Raw genomic sequence first — 24,160 nt, 5'->3', positions numbered from 1 at the left:
CGGAGCCGACCCCTGGGGCGGCACCCGCGCCGCCTTCCGCGCCACCACCGAACTGCGCCGCGAGGACTTCGCGATGAACTACAACCAGGTCCTCCAGGCGGGCATCGCCGCCATCGGCACCACCCTGAAGGTCGAACTCGACATCCAGGCCGTCCAGGGCGAGTCGCTGCCCGCGGTCTGACGGCCGCCGGCGTCCCGCGGTCCGGTCCCGCCGCCCGTCCTCACGTGGCGTTCTTCGTGTCGACGATGCGGCGGGCCAGGTCGCGCAGCTTGACGTTCTCCCGCTGCGAGGCGCGCACGAGGCTGTCGAAGGCCTCCGCCGCGTCGATGTCCAGGCGTTCCATGAGGATGCCGGTGGCCTGGCCGATCAGGTCGCGGGTGCGCATGGCCTCGGTGAGCTGCTCGCGCACGGTCGCCGAGTCCAGGGCCAGGCTCACGTGCGCGGTGAACAGCCGGCCCACGCGGGTCGCCGCCTCGTCGAAGGCGCGCGGCTTTCCGGAGTAGGCGGTGAGCACGGTGAGCCGCCGCTTCTCGGCGCGCAGCCGCAGCGCGAGCGCCGAGCGCAGGCCCGCGCCGGCCAGGGCCGCGCAGCCGTCCTCGGTCTCGCTGTCGGTCACCCGCACCACCGGCGCGTGCCACAGTCCGTCCCAGTACGGCGCCGGCTCCGGGGTGGGCTCGCGGCCGTCGCCGTGCGGGGCGCCGACCTCGCGTACTACGTCGTCGCTCCAGGCGACGGTCCGGCGCGCTCCGCCGCGCTCGGTCACCGCGATGTCCGCGTGCTCGGCGCCCGGCAGCAGGTGCACGGCGAGCCGGACGGCGGCGCGCATGGTGTTGTGAGCGCTGTCCGTGTCGTGCAGTCGCTGAGCCGCCACCGTCAGGGCTTCGGGCAGCTCGATGTCCCCCGGAAAAAGGGGCAAATCAGAAAAGTCGGACGCAGGCACCACGAACCTCTTCGGCATGCACGGCACCACGGCCATGCGCAGGAGAGCTCCGCAGCACATTCCCGACTGCGAGCACAGGACGAACAGAACCTTATCTCGTCCTTCCAGGTGTCTTACGCCTGGGGACGCCCGGCCCCGGCCTCTGGGAACGGGCGCCCGGCGGTGGTGGAATGGAGGACGACGGGTCAGGAAGCGGCCCCGCCCGGCGTCCGCCTCGCGGACCGGCCCGGACCGGACGGATGTCCGCCTACTTGCAGGTGAGTTGCCATGACCCACTTCCCGAGCCCGTGCCGGGTGCGTGACACGCCTGCCCGCGCGCTGCTCGTCCTGCCGCCGGAGATCGACCTGTCCAACGCCCCCGCGCTGTGCGCCCGCGTGCTCTCCTTCGCGGCCGCCCGCGCCGCACGGCTGCGCCTGCTGGTCCTGGACCTCACGCACACCGGCTTCATGGACTCCCAGGGCGCCCGTCTCGTGCTCGACGTGCGGGGCCGGCTGTCCCCGCGCATCCGGCTCCGGGTCGCGGCCCTCCCGTACGGCATCCCCAGCCGTGTCCTTGAGGTGACCGGCGTGCGCCGGGACGTGCCCGTGTACGACGACGCCGAGCAGGCGCTGCGGCTGTGAGCGGGGCGACGCCGTGCGGGTGGGGCCGTACGGAGCGAGGCCGGGCGGGGTGACTCGGGGCGCGGCGCGGGCGCGGGCCGGGTGAGCCGCCCGGTGGCGGGCACGACGGGGACACCCGCCGCAGCGCCGCCGGCCTCCCGCGGCGCCTAGGCTGCCCGTATGGCACCCAGCATCGCGACCAACACCCGCGTCTCGCGCGAGGAACTCCTGGACTTCGTACGCCCCCGCCACCGCGCCCTGCTGCTGACCCGGCGCGCCGACGGCGGCCCGCAGGCCTCCCCGCTGACCTGCGGGGTGGACGACTCGGGGCGGATCGTCGTCTCCACCTACCCGGAGCGGGCCAAGACCCGCAACGCCAAGCGGGACCCGCGGGTGAGCCTCGTCGTGCTCAGCGACGAGTGGAACGGGCCGTGGGTGCAGATCGACGGCACGGCCGAGGTCATCGACGCCCCGGAGTCCGTGGAACCGCTCGTGGAGTACTACCGCAACATCGCCGGCGAGCACCCCGACTGGGACGAGTACCGGCAGGCGATGGCCGACCAGGGGAAGTCGATCATCCGCGTCACGCCGCAGCGGTGGGGGCCGGTCGCCACCGGCGGGTTCCCGGCGCGCCTGGCGCCCGGGGAGCGGTAGCGGGCCGCGCTCAGCCCCGGGCGACCATGGCCTCGATGCCCGCGATCAGCAGGTCCAGGGCGAAGGTGAAGTCGCGGTCGAGCATCTCGGCGACCGTGGCACCGCCGCGGGCGTCCATGATCTCCTTGGACTGCCGGAGGAAGTCGGCGGCCGGCTCGTGCTCCAGCGCCGAGCGCATCGCCTGCCCGTAGTAGTCGTCCGGGCTCAGGCCGCTGTCCGCGATCCGGGACAGGAACTGGCCCTCGATCGTGCCGTACCCGTAGACGAACTGGAAGACGGCCGAGATGGCGCTCGTCACCCGGTGCGCGGGCAGCCCCGCGCGGCGGATGACGCGCTGCACCGTCTGCGAGAAGGCCAGGTGGTTCGGACCGATGTTGAGGTAGCGGCCGGCCAGCGGGGACAGCCAGGGGTGGCGCACCAGCTGGGCGCGGTAGGCGGCGGCGAGCCCGCGCAGCTGCTCGCGCCAGTCGGTGTCCGCGTCCGGCTCGGGCAGCGGGAATTCGGCGTAGGCGGCGTCGAGGGCGAGTTCGAGGAGGTCGTCCTTGGTGTCGACGTACCAGTAGACGGACATCGCGGTGACGTTCAGCTCGGCGGCGAGCCGGCGCATGGAGAACCTGGCCAGCCCCTCCGCGTCCAGCAGCCGCACCGTGGCCTCGGTGATCCGGTCCCGGTCGAGACCGGACGGCTGCCCGCCCCCGCGTCCGCCCCGGCGTTCCTTGCCCGCCAGCCAGACACTGGTCCGGGCCGCGCCCTTGGCCCCGGCTGCCTTCACCATGGCGCACCTTCCTCAGTCTTCCCGACGCCGGTCATGCTAGAGCGTGTCCTTGACGTCTCCGACGGGCCCGCTGTCCCCGGTGTTCCCGGCGGCCCCCGGCGCCCCGGCCGCCGGCACGGTTCCGCCGGTCCCGGACCCCGCTGTGCCGGCCGGGGCGGCCGTTACCTGCGAGTCTGCCCGCTCGGCCCGGCGCAGCAACGCCGCGGCCAGCAGGCCGCCGAGCAGCACCGCGACCGCCCCGACGAGCTGGCTGGCCGACAGCCCCGACGAGTAGGCGTCCAGGACCCTGTCCCTCTCGGCCGGACCGCGCGCCGAGGCCAGCGCCGCGGGCAGGGAGGTCGCGGCCACCGGGACCAGCGCCGCGAAGCGCGAGGTGAGCACCGCCCCCAGCACGGCCACGCCCAGCCCGTTGCCGAACTCCGCCAGCGTGCCGTTGACCCCCGCGCCGACCCCCGCCTTGGCCGGCGGGATCGCGCTCATGATGGCGTGCGCCATGGCCGGACCGGCGACGGCGGTGCCGGCGCCGATGAGCAGCAGACCCAGGAGCGTCCCGGCGTACCCGTGCCCGGCGAGGGTGGCGATCGACACCAGGCCGCCGGACAGCAGCACCATGCCGAGCAGGATCGACACCGGCGTCCCGAGCTTCACCGTGCCCTTCGCCGCGAGGCCCGAGAAGTTGAGGACCACGACCGTGAGGGCGAGGGGCGCGGTGCGCAGGCCGGCCTCCAGCGGGCCGTAGCCGAGGACGAACTGCAGGTGCTGGGTGAGCAGGAACAGCGACCCGCCCATGCCGAAGGCGATCAGCACCGCCCCGGAGACCGCCCCCGTGAAGCGGCGGTCCCGGAAGAAGTGCATGTCGAGCATGGGGTACGGGATCCGGCTCTCGTAGAGCGCGAAGGCGGCCAGCACCACGACCGCCGCGGCCGCGGTCACCAGCACCCGCGCCGACGTCCAGCCGTGCGCCGGGCCGGAGATGATCGCGTAGACCAGGGCGGCCATGCCGACCGTGGACAGCAGCGCGCCGAGCAGGTCGGGACGGTCGCCCCGCGGGCTCCTGGACTCCGGGACGAGGGCGACGACCGCGGCCAGGGCCAGCACCGCGACCGGCAGGTTGACCAGGAAGATCGCACCCCACCAGAAGTGGTCGAGCATGAACCCGCCGATCAGGGGGCCGGTGGCGAAGCCCAGGGCGCTGACCGCGCTCCAGATGCCGATGGCCTTGGGGTGCTCGTCCGGCGTGAAGATCTGCATCACGACGGCGAGCGTGGTGGTCAGCAGCAGCGCGCCGCCGACGCCCATGCCCGCGCGGGCGGCGATCAGCTGAGCGGTGGAGTGGGCGAGTCCGGCGGCCAGCGAGCCGATGCCGAACAGGGCCAGACCGGCGATCAGCATCTTCTTGCGGCCGTAGCGGTCGGCAGCGCTGCCCGCCGTCAGCAGCAGTCCCGACTGCACGAGCGAGTACGCGTTGATCATCCACTGGATGTCGGAGGTCGCCGCGTGCAGTTCGCGGGTGAGCGAGGGGATCGCCACGTTCAGCACGGTGTTGTCGAGCAGCACGGTGAGCTGCGCGAGACAGATGACGCCCAGGATCAGCCAGCGCTGGGGGTGACCCTGGGGCTGCGGCCGAGTCGGGGACCCGGGGTGGGCCGGGGAGGCGGTTGTCATGCCATACAGCGTAGAACTTTTCCCATACGCTGTACAAGCACATTCCGGCCGGGTACGCCGGCAGGGGCGGCGGCCGCTCTCCGGCCACCGCCCCTGCTCTCCTCGTGCTCCCGCGGATCACTCTCCGGCACAGCGCTCCGGACACTCCCGCGGCGCTCCGGACGGACGTCAGCCGGTGCTGGTCCGCTGGGTCAGGTCGTAGAAGGTGGCCGAACCGGCCGTGACCTTCTTGAAGTTCTTCTCGACCCACGAGGTGATCTGGGAGGCGGTGCCGCTGCCGCCCCTGCCCCCGCCCATGCCGCCACCGGCGATGAAGTAGTGGATCCTGCCCTCGGTCACGTACCGCTGGAACTGGGCCAGGGTCGGGGACGGGTCGGTGCCGTTGAAGCCGCCGATCGCCATCACCGGGTCACCGGTGGCCAGTTGGTAGCTGGCCGCGTTCTGCGAGCCGATGGACGCGGCGGCCCAGGTGTACGCGGAGGCGTTCTTCTCCAGCAGTTCCCTGGCCGCCGAGGAGACCTGCGCCCCGTCGAGCAGGCCGCCCATGCCGCCACCCGCACGCCCGCCTTCGCCCGCCCCGGCGCCACCGGGGAAGCCGTTGCCGTTCTGGCCGTTCTGGCCGTTCTGGCCGGGCATGCCGCCTCCGCCGGGGAAACCGCCGGTACCGCCACCGGGGAAGCCGTTGCCGTTCCCGTTGCCGTTCTGCTGGTTCTGGCCGCCCCGGCCGTTCTGCTGGTTCTGCCCCGGCATGCCGCCGCCGAAGCCGCCGCGCATGCCGCCACCGCCGCCGGGGCCGCCGCCCCGGCCCCCGAAGCCCCGCATGCCCGCGCCCGCCGGGCCTGCGGTCGGGATGGAACCGGTGTGCGCCGAGTCCACCGTGCTCAGCGTGTACGCCGTCGGGCCGGCGAGGCAGGCCAGCACGCCCGCGGCCGCCACGGCGACGGCCGGCCACCTGCCGATCCGGGACACGAAGACCAGACCGAGGGCCGCGGCCAGGCCGCCGACCAGGACCAGCCACCTGAGCCAGGGCAGGTAGGAGGGCGTGCGGTGGAGCAGGACGTACCCCCACGCGGCGGTCACCGTGACGGCCGCCGCCAGGGCGATCCGGACCCAGAGCCTGGACCGCTCCCGCCACAGGGCGGTCGCGCCCATGCCCACCACGGCGGCGATGCAGGGCGCGAGGGCGACCGTGTAGTACTGGTGGAAGATGCCCGCCATGTAACTGAAGACAGCCGCGGTCGTCAGCAGCGAGCCGCCCCAGGCCAGCAAGGCGCCACGGGTGAGGTCGGTGCGCCGGGCCCGGCCGGCCAGGACGAGACCGGCGAGCAGCAGGATCAGCGCGGCCGGCAGCAGCCAGGAGATCTGGCCGCCGATCTCGGAGTTGAACAGCCGGTCCCAGCCGGTCTCGCCCCACTGGCCTCCCCGGCCTCCGCCCGGTCCGCCACCGCCGCCGACGCTGCCGGTCTCGTCCCCGTTGATCCGGCCGAGGCCGTTGTAACCGAAGGTCAGCTCCAGGAAGCTGTTGTTCTGCGAGCCGCCGATGTAGGGCCGGGAGGAGGCGGGCCACAGCTCCACGATCGCCACCCACCAGCCGCCGGAGACGACGATCGCCACCGTCGCGAGCGCGAGCTGCGCCAGCCGCCTGCGCAGCGCCACGGGCGCGCAGACCCCGTAGACGACGGCCAGCGGGGGCAGGATCAGGAAGGCCTGGAGCGTCTTGGTCAGGAAGGCGAAGCCGACCGCGACGCCCGCCCAGACCAGCCACTTGGTCCGCCCGTCCTCCAGGGCGCGGACCACGAAGTGCACGGTGAGCGCCATCAGCAGCGCGAGCAGCGCGTCCGGGTTGTTGAAGCGGAACATCAGCGCCGCCACCGGGGTGAGCGCGAGCACCGCGCCCGCGATCAGTCCGGCCGCGGGGCCGGACCGGCGGCGCACGCAGGCGTGGACCACGGCGACCGTGCCCACGCCCATCAGCACTTCGGGGACGAGGATCGCCCACGGACCGAGCCCGAACAGCCGCACCGACAGCGCCATCGGCCACAGCGCGGCGGGCGGCTTGTCCACGGTGATGGCGTTGCCCGCGTCCAGCGAACCGAAGAAGAACGCCTTCCAGGAGACGCTGCCCGCCTGCACGGCCGCCGAGTAGAAGGAGTTGGCGTACCCGGAGGCGCTGAGGTCGTAGAGGTAGAGCAGGGCGGTGGCGAGCAGCAGGGCGAGCAGGGCGGGGCGGGCCCAGCGGGGGTCCTGCGGCCTGCCCCGCCACAGGCGGCGCGCCAAGGGCTGCCGCGGCCCGGCGCCGGGTGCGCTGCCGTCGGTGCCGGCCGGTGGGGCGGGGGACCCGGCCGTCGTGAGGGCGGCGGCCGGGGGTGCTGCCGGGAGCGTGCCAGGCGGTGCGGGCGCGGGCGCGGCGGGGGACTCGGCGGGGGGTGCGGCCGGGGGCGGGCCCCAGGAGGACGGTCCCGTGCCCGCCTGCCTGCTGCCGCGGTCGTGTTCGGTGGTCATCGGGGGTCCTTCGGGTCGGTGTCGTACGAGGCCGGGTGCGCGCCCGCGTGCGGATGCGCGGGCGGGTGCGGTTGCGCTGGCGGGTGCGGCTGCGCATGTGCTTGTGCTTGTGCTTGTGGGGGCCGCTGCGGGAGCGGTGGCTGCGGCCGCGCCGGGGGGCGCGGTGCCCGCTGCGGGTCCGGGTGCGCGGGCACCGGGAGCGGCCGCTCGGACGGACCGGCGGCTGCGCCGGCGGGCACAGGGGCCGGGGATCCGGCAGGCGTGTGCGCGGGGGTGCCGGCAGGCGTGCCCGCGGGCGTGTCGCGCCGGTCGGGGAACACCCAGGCGCGGAAGAGCAGGAAGCGCAGGACGGTCGCCGCGAGGTTGGCCGCCACCAGGACCGCCAGCTCGGTGGAGTGCGCGGGCGAGCTGGTGGCCGCGTTCAGGGCGGCCAGGGAGCCGCTGGTCAGTGCGAGACCGATGGCGAAGACGACCAGGCCCTGCGCCTGGTGGCGCACCGCGCCGCCCGGCCCGCGCACGCCGAAGGTCAGCCGCCGGTTGGCCGCGGTGTTGGCGACCGCCGAGACCAGCAGAGCGAGCGCGTTGGCGGTCTGGGAGCCGGCGAACTGCCGGAAGAGGCTGTAGAGCAGCAGGTAGAAGAGTGTGGACAGGACGCCGACGACGCAGAACCCGACCAGTTGCCTGGCCAGTCCCCCGGGCACGTCCTGGATGTCACGGTCGCGCGGGTCGTCCCCGAAGGGCCGGGTGAGCCGGTCCAGCGGCAGCGAACCGGTGGCGAGGGCCTTGCCGATCCGCCACACGCCCTTCAGGTCCTCGGCCGCCGTCCTGACGATGTGCACCGTGGAGTCGGGGTCGTCGACCCAGTCGACCGGTACCTCGTGGATGCGCAGACCGGCCCGTTCGGCGAGCACGAGCATCTCGGTGTCGAAGAACCACCCGGTGTCCTCCACCAGCGGCAGCAGCTCCTGGGCGACGTCCCGGCGTATCGCCTTGAAGCCGCACTGCGCGTCGGAGAAGCGGGCCTGGAGCGAGCCGCGCAGGATCAGGTTGTAGGAGCGGGAGATGAACTCGCGCTTGGCGCCGCGCACCACCCGTGAACTGCGGGCGAGCCGCGAGCCGATGGCCAGGTCGGAGTGGCCGGAGATCAGCGGCGCCACCAGCGGCAGCAGCGCGTTGAGCCCGGTGGACAGGTCCACGTCCATGTAGGCGAGGACCGGCGCCTCGGAGGCCGACCACACGGCCCGCAGCGCGCGGCCGCGGCCCTTCTGTTCGAGCCGGACACTGCTGACCCCGGCCAGTTCCGCGGCCAGCCCCGCCGCCACCCGGGGGGTGCTGTCGGTGGAGGCGTTGTCGGCGACGGTGATGCGGAAGGCGTACGGGAAGGTGCGGGTGAGGTGCTCGTGCAGGCGGAGCACACAGGGCCGGAGGTCCTTCTCCTCGTTGTAGACGGGGATCACTACGTCCAGGACAGGCGTACCGGCGTCCGTGGCGGGGAGGTGCTCCCGAGCCGGGAGGGTACCGGGAGAAGAGTCGGTTCGCATGACGGCGACTCTTCTCAACCCCCCTGTCGCACCGGTGTGGTGACACTGTGCTGTGCCTGTGAGTACGGGCCCGGAGCGGGTTCGCGGCCGGTGGAGGAGGGCGGGCAGGACGGCGGCCGGGGCGGGGAAGGGGACGCCGGCCGGCCCTGGGGCCGGGGGAGCGCGGCCGCCGGCCGTGCCACGGCGGCCGGCCGGTGGGCGGGCAGGCGCACCGTGAAGACGGTCCGGCCGGGCGCGCTGTCCACGGTGACGGTGCCGCCGTGCGCGGCGGCCACGGCCTGCACGATGGCCAGCCCGAGTCCGGTCGAGCCGGTGGCGCGCGTGCGCGCCGAGTCACCGCGCGCGAACCGCTCGAAGACGTGCGGCAGCAACTGCGGCGGGATGCCCTGCCCGTCGTCCTCGACGTCCACGCACAGCCACGGCCCGTGCCGCCGCACCCGCGCGGTCACGGTGGTCCCGGGCGGTGTGTGCGTGCGGGCGTTGGCCAGCAGGTTGACCAGGACCTGCTGGAGCCGTGCCGCGTCCGCGGACACCAGGGCGGGTTCGTCGGGCAGGTCGAGGCGCCACTTGTGGTTCCGCCCGGCCGCCCGCGCGTCGCTGACCGTGTCCACGACCAGCGGTACGAGATCGGTCTGCTCGAACTGCAGCGGCCGGCCCGCGTCCAGCCGGGCGAGCAGCAGCAGATCCTCCACCAGCAGCGTCATCCGGCCGGCCTCGGACTCGATGCGGTCCAGGGCGTGCCGGGTGTCCGGGCCGATCCGCTCCCGGCCCCGGCGGGTGAGTTCGGCGTACCCGCGGATCGAGGCGAGCGGAGTGCGCAGTTCGTGACTGGCGTCCGCGACGAACCGCCGTACCCGCGTCTCGCTCTGCTGGCGTGCGTGCAACGCGCCGTGGATGTGGTCGAGCATGCGGTTGAGGGCCAGGCCCACCTGGCCGACCTCGGTGCGCGCGTCGGTCTCCGGTCCCGGTACGCGTTCGCTCAGGTTCACCTCGCCCGCGTGCAGGGGGAGTTCGGAGACCCGGGTGGCGGTGGCGGCGACCCTGCGCAGCGGGCGCAGGGCGACCCCGACGATGGCGGCTCCGGCCAGCGAGGCCGCGACGAGACCGGCGACGGTGACGCTGATCTCGACGAGGACGAGGGTGCTGACGGTGTTGTCGACCTCGCGCGTCGGTATGGCCACGTAGAAGGTGCCGTTGGGGCCGGTTGCGTAGGCGACGCGGTAGCCGCCCAGGCCGGGGAGGGCGGCGGTGTGCTTGCTCCGGTCCCGGGAGACGGAAGCGAGCGCGTCGCGCTGGGCCGCGGTGAGGGACTTGGCCCGCACCTGCGGGACACCGGCGTCGTCCTTGGTCTTGTCGCCGACCACGCCCTCGGTGAGGGAGCCGTTCGCGGTCTTCGCGACGACGGTGCCGCCCGGCTGCGGGCCCCTGACGAAGTCGGTGAGGCTGATGTCCTTGGGGGCCGGCTCGCGGCCCTGCCGGCCGGGGTCCCACGACGTGCCCGGCCGGCCCGGCGGGTGGAACACGCCGGACGCCCGTGCGGCGACCTCGTCGAGCTGTCCGTCCAGTTGCTCGTACAGATGGGAGCGCAGCGCCAGGGTCGTCACCGTGGCGATCACCGCGCAGACCACGGCGATCAGGACCACGGACGCGACGACGAGCCGCGTGCGCAGGGTGCGCGGCTGCCGTCCGCGCCTGCGCGCACGCGGCCGTCGCCGCCCGCTCACGACACCGCGGGCTTGATCAGGTACCCGGCGCCGCGCCGGGTGTGGATCATCGGCTCGCGGCCCGCGTCGATCTTGCGGCGCAGGTAGGAGATGTACAGCTCGACGACGTTGGCCTGCCCGCCGAAGTCGTACGACCACACGCGGTCCAGGATCTGCGCCTTGCTCAGCACCCGCCGCGGGTTGCGCATGAGGAAGCGCAGCAGCTCGAACTCGGTGGCGGTGAGGTGGATGTCGTCCCCGCCGCGCGAGACCTCGTGGCTGTCCTCGTCGAGGGTGAGGTCACCGACGACGAGGACGGACTCCGAGCGCCGGTCGGTGGCGCCCGAGCGGCGGATCAGCCCGCGCAGCCGCGCGACGACCTCCTCCAGGCTGAACGGCTTGGTCACGTAGTCGTCCCCGCCGGCGGTGAGCCCGGCGATGCGGTCCTCGACGGCGTCCTTGGCGGTCAGGAAGAGGACGGGCACGTCGGGCAGGTCGCGGCGCAGCCGCCCCAGGACGGTGAGCCCGTCCATGTCGGGCAGCATCATGTCGAGGACGACGGCGTCGGGCCGGAAGTCGCGCGCGGTCTGCAGGGCACCGACCCCGTCCCCCGCACTGCGGATCTGCCAGCCCTCGTAGCGCAGGGCCATGGACAGCAGCTCGGTGATCGACAGCTCGTCGTCCACCACCAGCACCCGGACGGGGCTACCGTCCGGCCTCAGCAGTTCGGTGCGCCCCTGGGGCGAAGTCGTGGTCATGACGGCCACCCTGGCGACACCCTCTGAGAACACGCTTTCACGCATCTGTGTTTTCCCTGAGAAACGCACAGGCGCCGCTCAGGAAAGGCCCGGTGCCGTGACCGGGAGGGTTCACCGGCTCGCGGCCTCCGGCAGACCTTTCCGGCCACAGCACCGGACGGCACCCGCGGCGGTGTCACTCCAGGCCGAAGAGCCGTGCTCCGTTGTCGTGGCAGACGGCCCGCAGCCAGCCGGCGCCCAGGCCGAGGCGTTCCAGGGCGTGCAGCTGCTCGACGTAGGGATAGGGGATGTTGGGGAAGTCCGAGCCGAGCAGGACCCGGTCGCCGAGGGCGGCCAGCCGGGGCAGGGCACGGCGGGGGAACGGGGCGAAGCCCTCGCTGAAGTCGGTGAACGCCATGGTCGTGTCCAGCCGCACCTCGGCGTACCGCTCGGCGAGGCCGAGGAAGTCCTCGTACTCCGGCATGCCCAGGTGCGCGACGACCAGCCGCAGCCGGGGGTGCCGGGCGAGCACGCGGCCGACCGGGCCGGGCCCGGTGTGCTTGCCGGGCGCGGGTCCCGACCCGCAGTGGATCACCACGGGGACGCCCGCCTCGGCCAGCAGCCCCCAGGCGGGGTCGAGGAGTTCGTCGGCGGGGTCGTACGCCCCGACCTGGACGTGCGCCTTGAAGACCCGCGCGCCCGCCTCGACGGCCTCCCCGACATAGGCGTGCACACCCTCCTCCGGGAAGAGCGTCGAGGTGTGCAGGCAGTCGGGCGTACGGCGGGCGAAGCCGGCCGCCCAGCCGTTCAGCCACTCGGCCATGCCGGGCTTGTGCGGGTAGAGCATGGCGGTGAAGGCCCGCACGCCGAACTCCCGCAGCCGCGCGACGCGGTGGTGCTCCTCCTCGCGGTAGGTGATGGGCCACTCCAGCCCGCCGGTGAGCGGGCCCAGCCCGTCGAAGTAGTCCCAGACCTTGCGCAGCACCCGCTCGGGCATGAAGTGCGTGTGCACGTCGACGAGCCCGGGCAGCCCGTTCCGCTCCAGGAACCGCCGCACTCCGGCCGCCTCCTCGCCCGCCGCCGGGGCGGTGGCGGACGCGGGCCGTGGCTGATCGTTCATGCCGCCCACGATCACCCCGCGGGCGCCTTACGTCCACCCCCCGGCGCCCGGTTCCGCCGCCGGGGCGGGGGCGGCAGACGCTCCCTGCCCCGGGGCGCGGCGGAGGCCGCCCGGTCACCGCCCGGACTCAGAACAGGCCGTCCTGTACCCCTGCCGCTCCCCTCTCCGGCCCCGGGCGCCGCACCGGCACGGTGAGCCGGTCGCCCCCGCCGCGCTCGCCGTCCGCGCCGCCCGGGACCGGACGCAGCTCCCAGCCGGTCATCAGCCGCGTGTCGAGGACGACGACCCCGCCCCCCGCCGCCAGGTGCAGGTCCGGCCCGGCGGCGGCGACCAGCGCACCGCTCACCACCCCGCCCGCGACCAGTTCGCTCACCTCTGCGACGGGGCCGGGCACCCTTTTCCCGGGCGCCTCCCCGCCGAGGGGTCCACCGCCGAAGGCCCTCCCGTCGAGCCCGAACACGCCGACGTGATCCACCGGTCCGAACGGCATCCGCTCCAGCGACTCCGGCCAGCCGGGGAGCGCACCGGCCCGCCCGTGCAGCTCCCTGATCTCGGCCGCCCGCTCCGCCGCGTCCGAGGGCAGCGCGGACCGCACGGCCCGCTTCGCGGCGTAGGGGATCCGGTCCGGGACCCCGAGCGCGGCGCGCAGCAGTTCCTCGGTCCGGCGGGCCGCCATGAGCGGTCCGGTGCCCAGCCAGCTGAAGCAGATCGCACCCTGTTCGAGCAGCCGTGCCGGTCCGCGCTCGACCGCGGTGATCCCGGCCTTGGTCATGCCGGGGCCGAACCACGCCAGGTACACGTGGTACGGCCGGGGGTCGTCCGCGATCGTGTCGGCGGCCACGGAGTGCGCCCGGTCCAGCCGCGCGCACTGCTCGCAGCGCGCCCCCGTGCTCCGCCCCGGCACGGCGGCCCGTACCGGACACGCGTGTCCCCGCGCCCCCACGCACGTCCGCACTCCCCCTTCCGCGACCTCGAAGGCCACCCGCTTCCCCCACGGCAGCGCGCTCGAACGCCCGCCCTGCCAGGCCAGCACAGGGCCGTCCCCCGACCACCGCAGCCCCGAGCACGTCCACACCCGATCCATCACCCACGAGCGTACGAGCCACCACTGACAACGGCCGGCCGCGCCCGGTGCCGTGCCCTCACCGCGACGGCCGGCCTCCCACGCGGGCACCCCGGCGCCGTCGTACCGTCCGGCGCGCGGCAGGCGCCCGTCACGAGCCGCCTCGCGGCCCGGACCGGCACCGCCCTGGAGGCCCGCGCCTACGCCACCGGCCTCCTCGACCCCGCCGCCCGGCCGCCCCGCACCCACATCCCCGGCCCCCGCTCCTGCGAACTCCCGCACATCCGGCAGACATGAGAACCACGGCCCCACCGTGCGCCCACAACAACGCAAGAGGCCCCGGATCTCTCCGGGGCCTCTCATCTGTGTGCACTCGGCAGGATTCGAACCTGCAACCTTCTGATCCGTAGTCAGATGCTCTATCCGTTAAGCTACGAGTGCTTGTTCTGTTTTCTGTCTTCGCTCCCGGCCCTTTCGGCCCGCTCGCGGCGACAGGAAGAACATTACATGACTGCCGCCGTCATGTGAAATCCGTTCCCCCCACCCGTTGTGACCTGGGCAAACGTCATCCGGGGAGGGCGGAGGGCAAAGGGAGCGGCCGCGGGAACGACGAAGCCCCGGTCCATCGGACCGGGGCTTCGGTGCTCTTGCGCGGAGGCGGAGGGATTTGAACCCTCGATGGGCTTTAAGGCCCAAACCGCATTAGCAGTGCGGCGCCATAGACCGGACTAGGCGACGCCTCCAGCACAACCGCTCACGCGAGCGCGCGATCGGTGCGTGCAGATGATGACACAGACGAGCGGGGTGTCACCAATCGCCCCCTACGGTACTAGGCAGTCGGGGCCGAGGGCAAAGTGCTTGCCGGGGTGCCGCCACGGCCGGGGGGTGCGCGAGGCGGCCGGGGCGCAACGTCCCGGCGGGCGGCGCGTTAGTCCGGGCATGGTGCAGGTCAGCTCTTCTTCCCCGGGGCGCTCCCGACAGCGCTCACCGCGACGCTTCCTCCCCGGCGGCTCCGCCTCCGTCGTCACCGTCGCGGCCGCTCTCGCCTTCGCGGCCCTGTCCGCCGTGCCCGCCGGCGCCCTGCCCGGCGCGCCCCCGCCCGTCCGCGACGAGGACCGGGCCGGCGATCACCTCACCGTCACCGTGCGGCACGCGGGTGACGGCAGGGACGGGACGTACGAGCTGTACTGCCACCCCGGCGGCGGCAGCCACCCGCACGTGCGGAGCGCCTGCCGGGCGCTGGACCGGAACACGCGCTGGGGCCGGGACACCTTCGCGCCCGTGCCGGACGGCAGCACGTGCACCCTGCAGTACGGCGGCCCGGCCACCGCCCGCGTCACCGGGATCTGGGCGGGACGCCCGGTAGACACGACGTACGACCGCCGCGACGGCTGCGCGATCGAGCGGTGGAACCGGCTCGTGCCGGTGCTGCCCGACCTCGGTTCCTGACGTACGGCGGGTACGGCCCCCGCAGTACCGGGGACGGGTGTGCGGACGTCCGGCGTCGTAGGCGTCGGCCTCGCCGTGCCGTAGTCTCCGGCGTCCGGGGCCGGGGTCCCCGCCGCCTCGCGGCCTGCTCGCCGGAGATCCGGAGGGCGTGGTGCCCGGAGATCCGGAGGGCGTGGTGCCCGGAGATCCGGAGGGCGTGGTCCGGTGGCCTCCGGAGGTCGTAAAGGGGAGTTCGGGACTCCGTAAAGGTCGTGCGGAGGTCGTGCGAAGCGGAACCGTACGGTCACAGGTTCGACGTCACTTCCCCGTGCGACCTCCCTGGCATCCGGCGTCGCGAGCGCAACCTCAGCGCTTAGACTCGCTCGCGTGACACGCTGCGGGCCGGTTGGCAAGATGGCCCCCGCGGTGGGCAAGGTGCGGTGACAGGGAGGAAGCGTCTCGTGAGCAGCAGGCCATCCCGAGGCGCTGCTCGCCTCGCTGCCATACTCGACGCGCTGCCCGACGCGCTGCTGCTGGTCAACGCCAACGGCACCGTCGTGAACGCCAACACCATCGCGCTGGAGGCCTTCGAGACGCCGGGCACCGCCCTGGTGGGCCGTGGGCTGCTCGACCTGCTGCCGCAGTTCGACTCCAGGCTCATCCCCGGCTCCATGCGCCGCCCGGACCACATCGACCCGCGCGCGCGGACCAAGCCGACCCGGATGACCGCGCGGCGCACCGACGGGACCGAGTTCCCTGTCGAGGTCACGAGCGCGAACCTGCAGAACGGCCAGCAGGCCTACGACGGCTCCGGATACACCGCTGACGAACTGCTGATGCTGGTCGTCCGCGACCTGGCCGGCACGGTGGACACCGAGGCCGAACTCGCCCGTTCGCAGCGGCAGACCGAGATGATCCTGCGGGCCGCGTCCGAGGGTGTCGTCGGTACCGACACCGACGGGCGGATCGTGCTCGTCAACCCCGCCGCCGCCCAGATCCTCGGTTACCGCGCCGGTGAACTCGGCGGCCGGGAACTGCACACCCTCGTCCTGCACTCCCGCGCCGACGGCTCGCCGTTCCCGTACGAGGAGTCCCCGCTCGCCGACACGCTGCGCTCCGGGCGCAAGCACCGGGTGCGCGGCCAGGTGGTGTGGTCCAAGGCGGGTGACAAGCTGCCCGTCGACCTGACCACCGCGCCCGTCCGGGACGGCGACCAGTTGGTCGGCGCCGTGATGACCTTCACCGACCGCCGCCCCTACGACGCGCTCGCCGAGGAGATGGACGCCGCCGCGCAGCGGCACGCCGAGGAGCGGGAGCGGCTCGCCGAGGAGCACGCCGCCGCGCTCGAGGCGCTGCGCCGGCAGCACGCGGCCGAGATCGACGAGCTGACCGAGCGGCACGCGGAGGAACTGGCCGCCGGCGAGGACCGGTACGCGGCCCTGGGCGAGCGCGAGAAGGACCGCTACGAGGCGCTCGCCGCCCGCCACGAGCAACTGCTGACCCTGCTCGGCGGCTCCCTGCGCGGCCCCCTCGACGAACTGCGCCGCGAGCTGGCGGCCCTGGCCGCCGACGACGCCGGGCAGCTGTGGCCCGAGGCGAACCAGGTCCTGCACCACCTGTCCGCCGGCTACTCGCGCATCACCACCCTCATCGACAACGTCCTCGGCTACCAGCGCCTGGACATCGGCAGCGAGCAGATCACCCGGACGAAGGTGATGCTCGACGCCGTCGTCGCCGCCGGTGTCGACGGCGCCGTGGACCTCGTCGGACCCGGCCGGGTGCAGTTCGCCGTGCACGCGCCGCCCATCGAGGCCGAGGTCGACCCGCAGCGCCTCGCCACCGCGCTCGCACACCTCGTCGCGGACGTCGCGGGCGTGGACGCGACCGGCAACGCGCCCGTCTCGACGACCGGTTACATGGACAACACCGTCGTGGTCGCGGCGGCGCAGCGCGGCGCGGTCGTACGGATCGAGGTGCGCGGTCCGTACGCCGGGGGAGACCCGGTGCACGAGCCGATCGTGCGCGGGATCGTCCGGGCCCACGGGGGCGTGCTGCAGACGCACCAGGTGCCCGGGATGAGCGGCAGCGCGTACGTCCTGGAGGTGCCCATCGGGGGCGGTGCGGGAGCCATGGCCATGGGCCTTCCCGGCACCCTGGAACCGGCCGCCCCGCACACCGCCGCCCTGGGCCCGGCCGGCCCGGCGGCCGCCACGGGCGCACCGGGCACGGCGGACGCGCCGGGTGCGCCAGGAGCGCACGGCACCGGAGCGGGCACGGCGCAGACGGACCCGGCGGCGGACCCGGAAGCGGGCGCGGGCCCGCGGGGCGGGGACGGCACGGCCGTCGAGGTCACGCTGCCCGCGCAGGCGACGGGCGGCGGCGGGCGGCGCCGTGCCCGGCGGGCCTCCACGGACGCGTTCCTGGACGGTGACGGCGAGGGGGAGCCCTCCGCCGAGCCCGGCACCGGGTCGACGCCCACCGGACGGCGCCGCAGGCGCGCGGTCGAGGAACCGGCGCCGGAAGCGGTCCGGACCTCGCAGGGCCCGGACGGCTCCGGTGGCACGGGGCGCCGGCGCGGCCGGCCCGCCGACCCGGACGTGGCCGAGGGTGCCGTGGTGACGGCGGCCGAGCATGCTGCGGGTACGGCGGCGTCGGGGTCGGGCCTGGGCGGTACGGTGCCGCCGCAGGGCGTGCCGGTGCCCCTGCCCGGCGGGCCGCGGGATCGGTACGAGACCGGCGAGCCCCACGCCCTGCCCGCGGCGCCCGGGGCGCCGGGCGCCGCGCCGGACCGGCCGGCCGGCGCGGGCACGGATGCGGAGAGTCCTGCGGGACCCGGGGCGCCGGCTGCTCCTGCCTCCGCTGTTCCGGTTCCGGCCGGGCTTGCGCCCGGGGAATCCGGTGGCGCCGCGGCTCAGCCGACCGGTCGTCGCCGGCGCGCTCTCGCGGCGGCGACCGAGCGTGCCGCCGCTCAGGAAGCGGCGCCCCGTACGGTGTTCGCCCTGCCGCCGGCCGACGCGGACCGGCCCGCCGCCGGGGCCGAGGGCCCGCAGATGCCACAGACGCCGCATGTACCGCATGTGCCGCAGACGACTCAGCAGGCGCAGGAGCCCAAGCAGGCGCCGCGGCAGGCGCAGGTTCAGGCGCAACTCCCGCACCAGGGACCGGCTGTTCCCGTCCAGGACCCGGCTGCCGCCCCCGGCGCTGTCCCGGGTGCCGGTCCGGGCGCGGTCCCGGGCGTCGGCCCCGGTGCTGCCCCGGGCGTCGGCCCCGACGAGGGCCGGCACGACGCCGTGGGCCATGACCAGGCCGACGACCACACGCCTCCGCAGCCGCATCCCGCGAGCGTGCCGACCGGTCGGCGGCGGCGGGCGGTGGCCGAGCCGGCCGGGGCCGCCCCGGCGCCCTCCGCTCCCCCCGCTCCCCCCGCTCCCGCCGTGGACGGCTCCGGCACGGCCCCCGTCGCCCCGCCGCAGCCGTGGCCCGGTGGCGGCACGGACGACACGTCCGGCGCGGGCGTCCCCCTGCCGCCGGCCGGCGCCACGGGTCCCGTACCGTCCGTCCACCCCGGAGCACCGCTCGCCGTCCCGGGCACGCCCCTCGCGCCGGGCGCCCCGGCCGCCGCCCCCGGCGTCCCGCACCCCGCGCCCCGGCCCGGCGCCGGCACGCCCCCGCACGGCACCCCGTCGGCGCCCGGAACACCGGTCACCGCCACGCCGGCCACCGGAACCCCGTTGCCGCCCGAGCAGCCCGTCGGCCGGCCTGCGATGCCGGGCACCGGGCCCGCCGCCGGGGCCGCGCCGCGTGCGGCCCAGCCGCTGCCCGCCGAGTCCGCCGTGCCGGTCGACCCGAACTCGACACAGGGCCGGTCGATCAGCGTACGGACGCTGGGGCAGGGCGTGCCCTTCAGCCGTCAGGCCGCGCAGGTGCAGCAGCCGACGGCCACCCCACCGCCGCACGCGGCCGGTGGTTCCGGGCGCCGCCGCAAGCTCGGCACACCGCCGGACCCGGCCGCCGCGCGCCCGGAGCAGCAGCCGAGGCAGCAGCGCCCCGACCAGGCGGCGGCCCGGCCGCATCCGCCGGCGCCCGAGCGGCCCGCCCCGCAGCCCTCCCCGAACGGGTCCCCCGTGGCGCCCGCGGTTCCGGCGGCTCCTGCCGCCCCCGCGGCCCCGGCCCCCACGGCCCAGCAGTCCCAGCAGCCCCAGGCGCCCCTCACCGGGCAGCCGCGGCTCGCACAGGCGTCCGAGGGCGCCGGACGGTCGTACGCCATAGGGGCACCGGACGAGAACGCCGCCGAGGGCCCCGAACCGCTGGACGGACCGGGCGGTGCCGTCGAGGTCGCGGACCCGCCGCGCCCGCAGCCGATGGACGACGAACTGCCGCCGGAGCCGCTGGACAACCCGCGCCGGCTGCTCGTCTGGCCGGCCCCGGACGTCACCACGCAGCAGGCGCTCAGCGACCGCGGCTACCGTCCCGTGATCGTGCACTCGCGCGAAGAGGTCGACGCGCAGATCGCGGCCTTCCCGGCCGCCCTGTTCGTCGACCCGCTGACCGGGCCGATCACGCGCACCGCGCTGCAGTCGCTGCGTCAGGCGGCGGTCGCCGCGGAGGTGCCGGTGCTGGTCACGGCCGGGCTCGGGCAGGCGACCCGGGAGGCGGCGTACGGTGCCGACCCGGCGGTCCTGCTGAAGGCGCTCGCGCCGCGCGACAGCGAGCAGCACCCGCCGCGCGTCCTGCTGATCGAGGAGCACGCGGAGATCGCGCTGGCGCTGACCGCGACGCTGGAACGGCGCGGGATGCAGGTGGCGCGGGCCGCGAGCGACGCGGACGCGGTGGCGCTGGCGGGCCGGTTCCGGCCGAACCTGGTGGTGATGGACCTGATGCAGGTGCACCGCCGCCGGGCCGGGATCCTCGACTGGCTGCGGGCGAACGGGCAGCTCAACCGCACCCCGCTGGTCGTCTACACGGCCGCCGTCGACCAGGCGGACCTGCCGCGGCTGGCCTCCGGCGAGACGGTGCTGTTCCTGGCGGAGCGGTCCACGAGCACCGAGGTGCAGACACGGATCGTGGACCTGCTGGCCCGGATCGGAACCAACTGAGGCACGGCCGAGGCACCGGCCGCCCGCGGAACGCGGCGGCCCCTCTGCCCGGCCGGCCCGGCTGGTGCCGTGGCCGGGAAGGTCTGCCGGGAAGCCCGCGGTGTCCGGTGACGGGAGCACCTCCCGCGCCGTCCGGGCGGTGGGGGTGCATCGCGAGGCGGAGCATGACCGGCGTACCGGACGTACTCGGGTGCTGCGACGACGCGGGGTGATGCGACGACGCGGCGCGGTTCGGGAACGCGGCGAGGTTCGGGAACGCGGCGAGGTGCCGTGCCGGGTGTCGCGAGCCGGTGGACCTTCCCGGTCACGGCACTAGGTCCTGGGCGCCGCCAGGCGCCGGGCCGCCTCGCGGATCGACGACCGCAGGTGTTCGCCGTCGGAGTCCGCCGAGCCCACCAGGATCCGCCGCATCTGCGGAACGGCCGCGCCCCAGCCGGCCAGCGCGACCAGCAGGAACATCAGGTCCCGGGCCGGCATGGCGTCGGTGATGACGCCCCGCTCCTGGCCGTCCCGGAGCGCGGCGACCTTGCGGGCGTAGTGCGCCTGGCGCGCGGGTTCGTCGGGGAGTTCGTCGGTGCCGTACTCGACGCCCTCCCAGAAGAGCAGGCGCAGCAGTTCGGGATGGGCGGCGTGGTAGTCGAGGAGGCGGTCCATCCAGCCGTCGATGTCGTCCGGATCGATGGGCACGGCCGCGGCGAGGTCGACCATGCACCTGCCGAGGACGTGCGTGAACAGGTCGGACTTGTTGCCGTAGTAGGCGTAGATGAGCTGCTTGTTGGCCTTGGCCTGAGCGGCGATGCGGTCGATGCGGGCGCCCGCGATGCCGTGCCGGGCGAACTCGGCTACCGCCGCGTCGAAGATACGGGCCTTGGTGGCCTCGGGGTCCCTGACTGCCATGGGACCAGCGTACTCCGCTTAGCAACCAACTGTTTGGTTGACAGGGAATGGATCTCGGGCGCAGACTGTTCCACAGTCCAACCAACCAGTTGGTTGCGAATCCGTCCCGCCTCGGAGGCCCCGCACCATGTCGTCGTCCCCAGCCCCAGCGCCAGCCCCCGCCACCTCCCGGACCGCGCCCCGGGCCGACGCGCCGCACGCCACCGCGGGTGGTGCCCCCGAGGCCGCCCCCGTTCCCGCGGCCACCCGCCGCGGTCTCGGCCCCAACGCCTTCCTCGCCCTCATCGCCCTGTGCACCGCGATCACCGCGGGCAACATCTACCTCGCGGCGCCGCTGCTCCCCCTCATCGCCCGCGACTTCGGTACGGCGCCCTCGGGGGTGGCCTGGATCGCCTCCGTGGCCCAGTTCGGGTACGCGGCCGGGCTGCTCTTCTTCGCGCCGCTCGGCGACCGCGTCAACCGGCGCCCGCTGGTGGCCGTCCTGTCGGTGGCCACGACGGCCGCGCTGCTCGTCGCCGCGGCGGCCCCCGGCACCGGCGCGCTCGCCTCCGCCGTGTTCGTCGCGTCCGCCGCGACCGTCGTCCCGCAGCTCCTCGTCCCGCTGGTCGTCGAACGCGCCCCCGTCGACCGCCGCGCCCGGCACGTCGCCGCCGTCATAGCTGGCCTGTTCACCGGCATCGTCGCCGCACGGGTCATCGGCGCGCTGGCCGGCCAGGCGTTCGGCTGGCGGTGGGTGTTCGTCGGCGCGTCGGTGCTGACCCTGGCGCTCGGCCTGGCGACCGCCCTCGCCCTGCCGTCGGAGGGCCGCCGCGGCTCAGGACCGCTGCTGTCCGGCATCGCCGCCCTGCCCGGACTCGTCCGCCGCTCGCCCGACCTGTGGCGCGCGTGCCTGCGCCAGGCCGGCATGTTCGGCGCGTGGAGCGCCCTGTGGACCTCGCTCGCGCTGCTGCTCACCGGCCCGGCCTACGGCCTGTCGATCGCGACCGCCGGACTGTTCGGCCTCTTCGGACTGGCGGCGAGCGCGGTGGCGCCGCTCGCGGGCGGCCTCGTGGACCGGTTCGGCGCCGGCAAGGTCGTGCGCAACGCATACCTCCTGGCCGCCGTGTCCGTACCGCTGTTCTGGCTGGGCGGGCACACCATCGTCGCGCTGTTCGTCGCCGCGGTCGCGATCCACGCGGCCCTGGTCGCCTCCCACGTCGCCAACCAGACCCTGGCGCTGACCACCACCTCCGCCCCGGCGACCGCCAACACGGCCTACGTCGTCTCGGGCTTCGCGGGCGCCGCGCTGGCCTCCTCCGCGGCGGCCCCCGCCTTCGCCCACTGGGGCTGGACCGGCGTCTGCGCGGTGGCCGCGATCTGGCTGGTGATCGGCTGGGTCACGACGGCCGTACGCCGGTGAGGCACCGTGCCGCCACGGCGGGCGTCCCGGCACCGGGCCCCGTCACGACGCTCCCCGCCCAGGCCCCCCACCTCGACGCGCCCCACCCGCCGTGAGCCTCCCGGCGCCGGCCCCCGCGACGGCACGCCCCCGTCCACCGGGGGCTTCCGGCTCTCTCAGAGACTGGTCACGTCCAGTTCCCCGGCCGCGTACTGCCGGCGCAGCACCTTCTTGTCGAACTTGCCCACGCTGGTCTTCGGCACCGCGGTGACGACCGTCCAGCGCTCCGGGAGCTGCCACTTGGCGATCCGCCCCTCCCCGGCGAGGAAGGCGCGCAGCGTCTCGAAGTCGGCGGTGGCGCCCTCCTTGAGGACGACCGTGGCCAGCGGACGCTCACCCCACTTGTCGTCGGGGACGGCGACGACGGCGGCCTCGGTGACGTCCGGGTGGGACATCAGGGCGTTCTCCAGGTCGACCGAGGAGATCCACTCGCCGCCGGACTTGATGACGTCCTTGGCGCGGTCGGTGAGGGTGAGGTAGCCGTCGGGGCTGATGGTGCCGACGTCACCCGTCTTCAGCCAGCCGTCCTCGCTGAACTTGTCGGCGGGGCGCAGCGGTTCGGCGTCCGGGCCGTTGTAGTAGGCACCGGCGATCCACGGGCCGCGCACCTCCAGCTCGCCCGCCGACTCGCCGTCCCAGGGGAGGCGTTCGCCGCCGGGCCCGGTCAGCCGGGCCTCGACACCGGCCGGGAAGCGGCCCTGGGTGAGGCGGTAGGCGAACTCCTCGTCCGGGCCGGCCGCGTACGCCGGGGGACGGGCGACCGTGCCCAGCGGGGAGGTCTCCGTCATGCCCCAGGCGTGGCAGACCCGCATGCCGAGCCGGTCGAAGGCCTCCATGAGGGAGGGCGGGCAGGCCGAGCCGCCGATGGTGACCTGGGTGAGGGAGGAGACGTCGCGGGGGCGGGCGGTCAGCTCGCCGAGCAGGCCCTGCCAGATGGTGGGGACGGCGGCGGCGTGCGTCGGGCGCTCGCGCTCGATCATCTCGGCGAGCGGGGCGGGCTGCAGGAAGCGGTCCGGCATCAGCATGCCGACGCCGGTCATGAAGGTGGCGTGCGGCAGGCCCCAGGCGTTGACGTGGAACTGGGGGACCACGACCAGGGAGGTGTCCTGGTCGGTCAGGCCCATGGACTGGGCCATGTTGACCTGCATGGAGTGCAGGTAGATCGAGCGGTGGCTGTAGACCACGCCCTTGGGGTCGCCCGTGGTGCCGGAGGTGTAGCACAGGGCGGCGGCCCGGCGTTCGTCCAGCTCCGGCCAGTCGTAGGTGTCCGGCTTGCCGCTGATCAGTTCCTCGTAGTCGTGCACCCGAACGCGCGCGCCGTCCAGCGGGGTGCGGTCGCCGGGGCCCGCGACGACGACGTGCTCGACCGTCTTCAGGTGCGGCAGCAGGGGGGCGAGCAGCGGGACGAGGGACCCGTTGACGATGATCACGCGGTCGGCGGCGTGCTCGATGATCCAGGTCAGCTGCTCGGCGGGCAGCCGCAGGTTGAGCGTGTGCAGGACCGCGCCCATGGCGGGGACGGCGAGGTACGCCTCGACGTGCTCGCAGTTGTTCCACATGAGGGTGGCGATCCGGTCGTCCTCGCGGATGCCGAGGTCGTCCCGCAGGGCGTTCGCCAGCCGTACCGCGCGCGTGCCCGCCTCGGCGAAGCTGCGCCGCTGCGGTTCGCCCCGGCCGGTCCAGGTGGTGATCTGGGAGCGTCCGTGCACGAGCGTCCCGTGGAGCAGGATGCGGGTGACGGTCAGCGGTACGTCCTGCATGGTGCTCAGCACGGCGTCCTCCCGGGGCGCATGGCCTACGCGGTGGTAGGGGATGCGCTGATTCTGCGCACATACCGCGCGGTATGTCACTAGCCCGGGTGATCGATCACCGATCGTCCGGCCTGCGGGCGGACCGGCCGCGGAGCACTGGGGGGCGAATCGGCCGCGAAGCACAGTGGCGGGCGGACCGGCCGCGAAGCACTGCGGCGGGCGGACCGGCCGCGAAGCACTGCGGCGGGC

At 74.8% G+C, this 24,160-nt stretch carries 16 protein-coding genes, 2 tRNA genes and 1 pseudogene; 6 read left to right on the top strand and 13 right to left on the bottom strand.

Going from position 1 to position 24,160, the window contains the following annotated elements; genetic code table 11:
- A pseudogene (locus tag IG64_RS15895) lies at positions 1 to 181 on the top strand (hypothetical protein); the annotation flags it as partial.
- A gap of 40 nt (positions 182 to 221) precedes the next feature.
- Here the strand turns inward: IG64_RS15895 and IG64_RS15890 are convergent.
- Positions 222 to 959: a GAF and ANTAR domain-containing protein gene (locus IG64_RS15890; protein ID WP_051812961.1), complete on the bottom strand. Its 738-nt coding sequence runs from the start codon at positions 957 to 959 to the stop codon at positions 222 to 224.
- Positions 960 to 1,208: 249 nt separating this feature from the next.
- Here IG64_RS15890 and IG64_RS15885 point away from each other — a divergent pair, with 249 nt between their 5' ends.
- Positions 1,209 to 1,562 carry an STAS domain-containing protein gene (locus IG64_RS15885; RefSeq protein ID WP_037856386.1) on the top strand — a complete coding sequence of 118 codons (354 nt, stop codon included), beginning with the start codon at positions 1,209 to 1,211 and terminating at the stop codon, positions 1,560 to 1,562.
- A 159-nt stretch (positions 1,563 to 1,721) separates the two neighbouring features.
- Entirely contained in the window at positions 1,722 to 2,195 is a 474-nt protein-coding gene (locus IG64_RS15880; protein WP_037856385.1) for a PPOX class F420-dependent oxidoreductase, read from the top strand.
- A 10-nt stretch (positions 2,196 to 2,205) separates the two neighbouring features.
- On the opposite strand, the gene IG64_RS15875 is transcribed toward IG64_RS15880, so the two are convergent.
- The 10 genes from IG64_RS15875 to IG64_RS15830 form a co-directional block, all read right to left on the bottom strand.
- Positions 2,206 to 2,970 (bottom strand): TetR/AcrR family transcriptional regulator, encoded by a 765-nt coding sequence (locus IG64_RS15875; RefSeq protein WP_037856384.1) that lies wholly within the window; start codon positions 2,968 to 2,970, stop codon positions 2,206 to 2,208.
- Positions 2,971 to 3,006: 36 nt separating this feature from the next.
- Complete coding sequence (locus IG64_RS15870; RefSeq protein WP_078884031.1) at positions 3,007 to 4,635, bottom strand: MFS transporter; 1,629 nt, start codon at positions 4,633 to 4,635, stop codon at positions 3,007 to 3,009.
- 168 nt (positions 4,636 to 4,803) lie between these two features.
- Positions 4,804 to 7,137 (bottom strand): glycosyltransferase family 39 protein, encoded by a 2,334-nt coding sequence (locus IG64_RS15865; protein WP_037856383.1) that lies wholly within the window; start codon positions 7,135 to 7,137, stop codon positions 4,804 to 4,806.
- Positions 7,134 to 8,678, bottom strand: a complete 1,545-nt coding sequence (locus IG64_RS15860) for a bifunctional glycosyltransferase family 2/GtrA family protein (protein ID WP_234438524.1) — start codon at positions 8,676 to 8,678, stop codon at positions 7,134 to 7,136. The genes IG64_RS15865 and IG64_RS15860 overlap by 4 nt, the downstream gene beginning before the upstream one ends.
- Positions 8,679 to 8,692: 14 nt before the next feature.
- A complete protein-coding gene (locus IG64_RS15855) occupies positions 8,693 to 10,402 on the bottom strand; it encodes a sensor histidine kinase (RefSeq protein WP_037856382.1) in 1,710 nt (569 codons plus the stop codon).
- Positions 10,399 to 11,139, bottom strand: a complete 741-nt coding sequence (locus tag IG64_RS15850) for a response regulator transcription factor (RefSeq protein ID WP_037856424.1) — start codon at positions 11,137 to 11,139, stop codon at positions 10,399 to 10,401. Before IG64_RS15850 ends, IG64_RS15855 begins: the two co-directional genes overlap by 4 nt.
- A 175-nt stretch (positions 11,140 to 11,314) precedes the next feature.
- Positions 11,315 to 12,238 (bottom strand): amidohydrolase family protein, encoded by a 924-nt coding sequence (locus IG64_RS15845; protein WP_051812959.1) that lies wholly within the window; start codon positions 12,236 to 12,238, stop codon positions 11,315 to 11,317.
- Positions 12,239 to 12,365: 127 nt separating this feature from the next.
- On the bottom strand, positions 12,366 to 13,322 hold the full coding sequence (locus tag IG64_RS15840; RefSeq protein WP_037856419.1) for a DUF2797 domain-containing protein: 957 nt from the start codon (positions 13,320 to 13,322) through the stop codon (positions 12,366 to 12,368).
- Positions 13,323 to 13,669: 347 nt separating this feature from the next.
- Positions 13,670 to 13,742 (bottom strand) — tRNA-Arg (locus IG64_RS15835).
- A 211-nt stretch (positions 13,743 to 13,953) separates the two neighbouring features.
- Positions 13,954 to 14,044 (bottom strand) — tRNA-Ser (locus IG64_RS15830).
- Between the two features lie 196 nt (positions 14,045 to 14,240).
- Here IG64_RS15830 and IG64_RS15825 point away from each other — a divergent pair.
- Positions 14,241 to 14,750: an SSI family serine proteinase inhibitor gene (locus tag IG64_RS15825; protein WP_078884030.1), complete on the top strand. Its 510-nt coding sequence runs from the start codon at positions 14,241 to 14,243 to the stop codon at positions 14,748 to 14,750.
- Between the two features lie 440 nt (positions 14,751 to 15,190).
- Complete coding sequence (locus tag IG64_RS15820; protein WP_107474264.1) at positions 15,191 to 19,825, top strand: hybrid sensor histidine kinase/response regulator; 4,635 nt, start codon at positions 15,191 to 15,193, stop codon at positions 19,823 to 19,825.
- Positions 19,826 to 20,137: 312 nt separating this feature from the next.
- Here the strand turns inward: IG64_RS15820 and IG64_RS15815 are convergent, their stop codons facing one another.
- Positions 20,138 to 20,722: a TetR family transcriptional regulator gene (locus IG64_RS15815; protein WP_037856381.1), complete on the bottom strand. Its 585-nt coding sequence runs from the start codon at positions 20,720 to 20,722 to the stop codon at positions 20,138 to 20,140.
- A gap of 127 nt (positions 20,723 to 20,849) precedes the next feature.
- Here IG64_RS15815 and IG64_RS15810 point away from each other — a divergent pair, with 127 nt between their 5' ends.
- On the top strand, positions 20,850 to 22,121 hold the full coding sequence (locus IG64_RS15810) for an MFS transporter (protein WP_037856379.1): 1,272 nt from the start codon (positions 20,850 to 20,852) through the stop codon (positions 22,119 to 22,121).
- A 155-nt stretch (positions 22,122 to 22,276) separates the two neighbouring features.
- On the opposite strand, the gene IG64_RS15805 is transcribed toward IG64_RS15810, so the two are convergent.
- Complete coding sequence (locus IG64_RS15805; RefSeq protein ID WP_037856376.1) at positions 22,277 to 23,932, bottom strand: long-chain fatty acid--CoA ligase; 1,656 nt, start codon at positions 23,930 to 23,932, stop codon at positions 22,277 to 22,279.
- Between the last annotated feature and the right edge of the window lie 228 nt (positions 23,933 to 24,160).

Source organism: Streptomyces sp. NRRL S-340, from assembly GCF_000720185.1.
GTDB lineage: Bacteria > Actinomycetota > Actinomycetes > Streptomycetales > Streptomycetaceae > Streptomyces.
This window is presented reverse-complemented; position numbering and strand designations above follow the sequence as displayed.

Excerpts from the sequence above, each read along its gene's own strand:
- IG64_RS15890 (WP_051812961.1), bottom strand. The coding sequence starts at position 959 with ATGCCGAAGAGGTTCGTGGTGCCTGCGTCCGACTTTTCTGATTTGCCC.
- IG64_RS15885 (WP_037856386.1), top strand. The coding sequence starts at position 1,209 with ATGACCCACTTCCCGAGCCCGTGCCGGGTGCGTGACACGCCTGCCCGC.
- IG64_RS15880 (WP_037856385.1), top strand. The coding sequence starts at position 1,722 with ATGGCACCCAGCATCGCGACCAACACCCGCGTCTCGCGCGAGGAACTC.
- IG64_RS15875 (WP_037856384.1), bottom strand. The coding sequence starts at position 2,970 with ATGGTGAAGGCAGCCGGGGCCAAGGGCGCGGCCCGGACCAGTGTCTGG.
- IG64_RS15870 (WP_078884031.1), bottom strand. The coding sequence starts at position 4,635 with ATGACAACCGCCTCCCCGGCCCACCCCGGGTCCCCGACTCGGCCGCAG.
- IG64_RS15865 (WP_037856383.1), bottom strand. The coding sequence starts at position 7,137 with ATGACCACCGAACACGACCGCGGCAGCAGGCAGGCGGGCACGGGACCG.
- IG64_RS15860 (WP_234438524.1), bottom strand. The coding sequence starts at position 8,678 with ATGCGAACCGACTCTTCTCCCGGTACCCTCCCGGCTCGGGAGCACCTC.
- IG64_RS15850 (WP_037856424.1), bottom strand. The coding sequence starts at position 11,139 with ATGACCACGACTTCGCCCCAGGGGCGCACCGAACTGCTGAGGCCGGAC.
- IG64_RS15845 (WP_051812959.1), bottom strand. The coding sequence starts at position 12,238 with ATGAACGATCAGCCACGGCCCGCGTCCGCCACCGCCCCGGCGGCGGGC.
- IG64_RS15840 (WP_037856419.1), bottom strand. The coding sequence starts at position 13,322 with ATGGATCGGGTGTGGACGTGCTCGGGGCTGCGGTGGTCGGGGGACGGC.
- IG64_RS15825 (WP_078884030.1), top strand. The coding sequence starts at position 14,241 with ATGGTGCAGGTCAGCTCTTCTTCCCCGGGGCGCTCCCGACAGCGCTCA.
- IG64_RS15815 (WP_037856381.1), bottom strand. The coding sequence starts at position 20,722 with ATGGCAGTCAGGGACCCCGAGGCCACCAAGGCCCGTATCTTCGACGCG.
- IG64_RS15810 (WP_037856379.1), top strand. The coding sequence starts at position 20,850 with ATGTCGTCGTCCCCAGCCCCAGCGCCAGCCCCCGCCACCTCCCGGACC.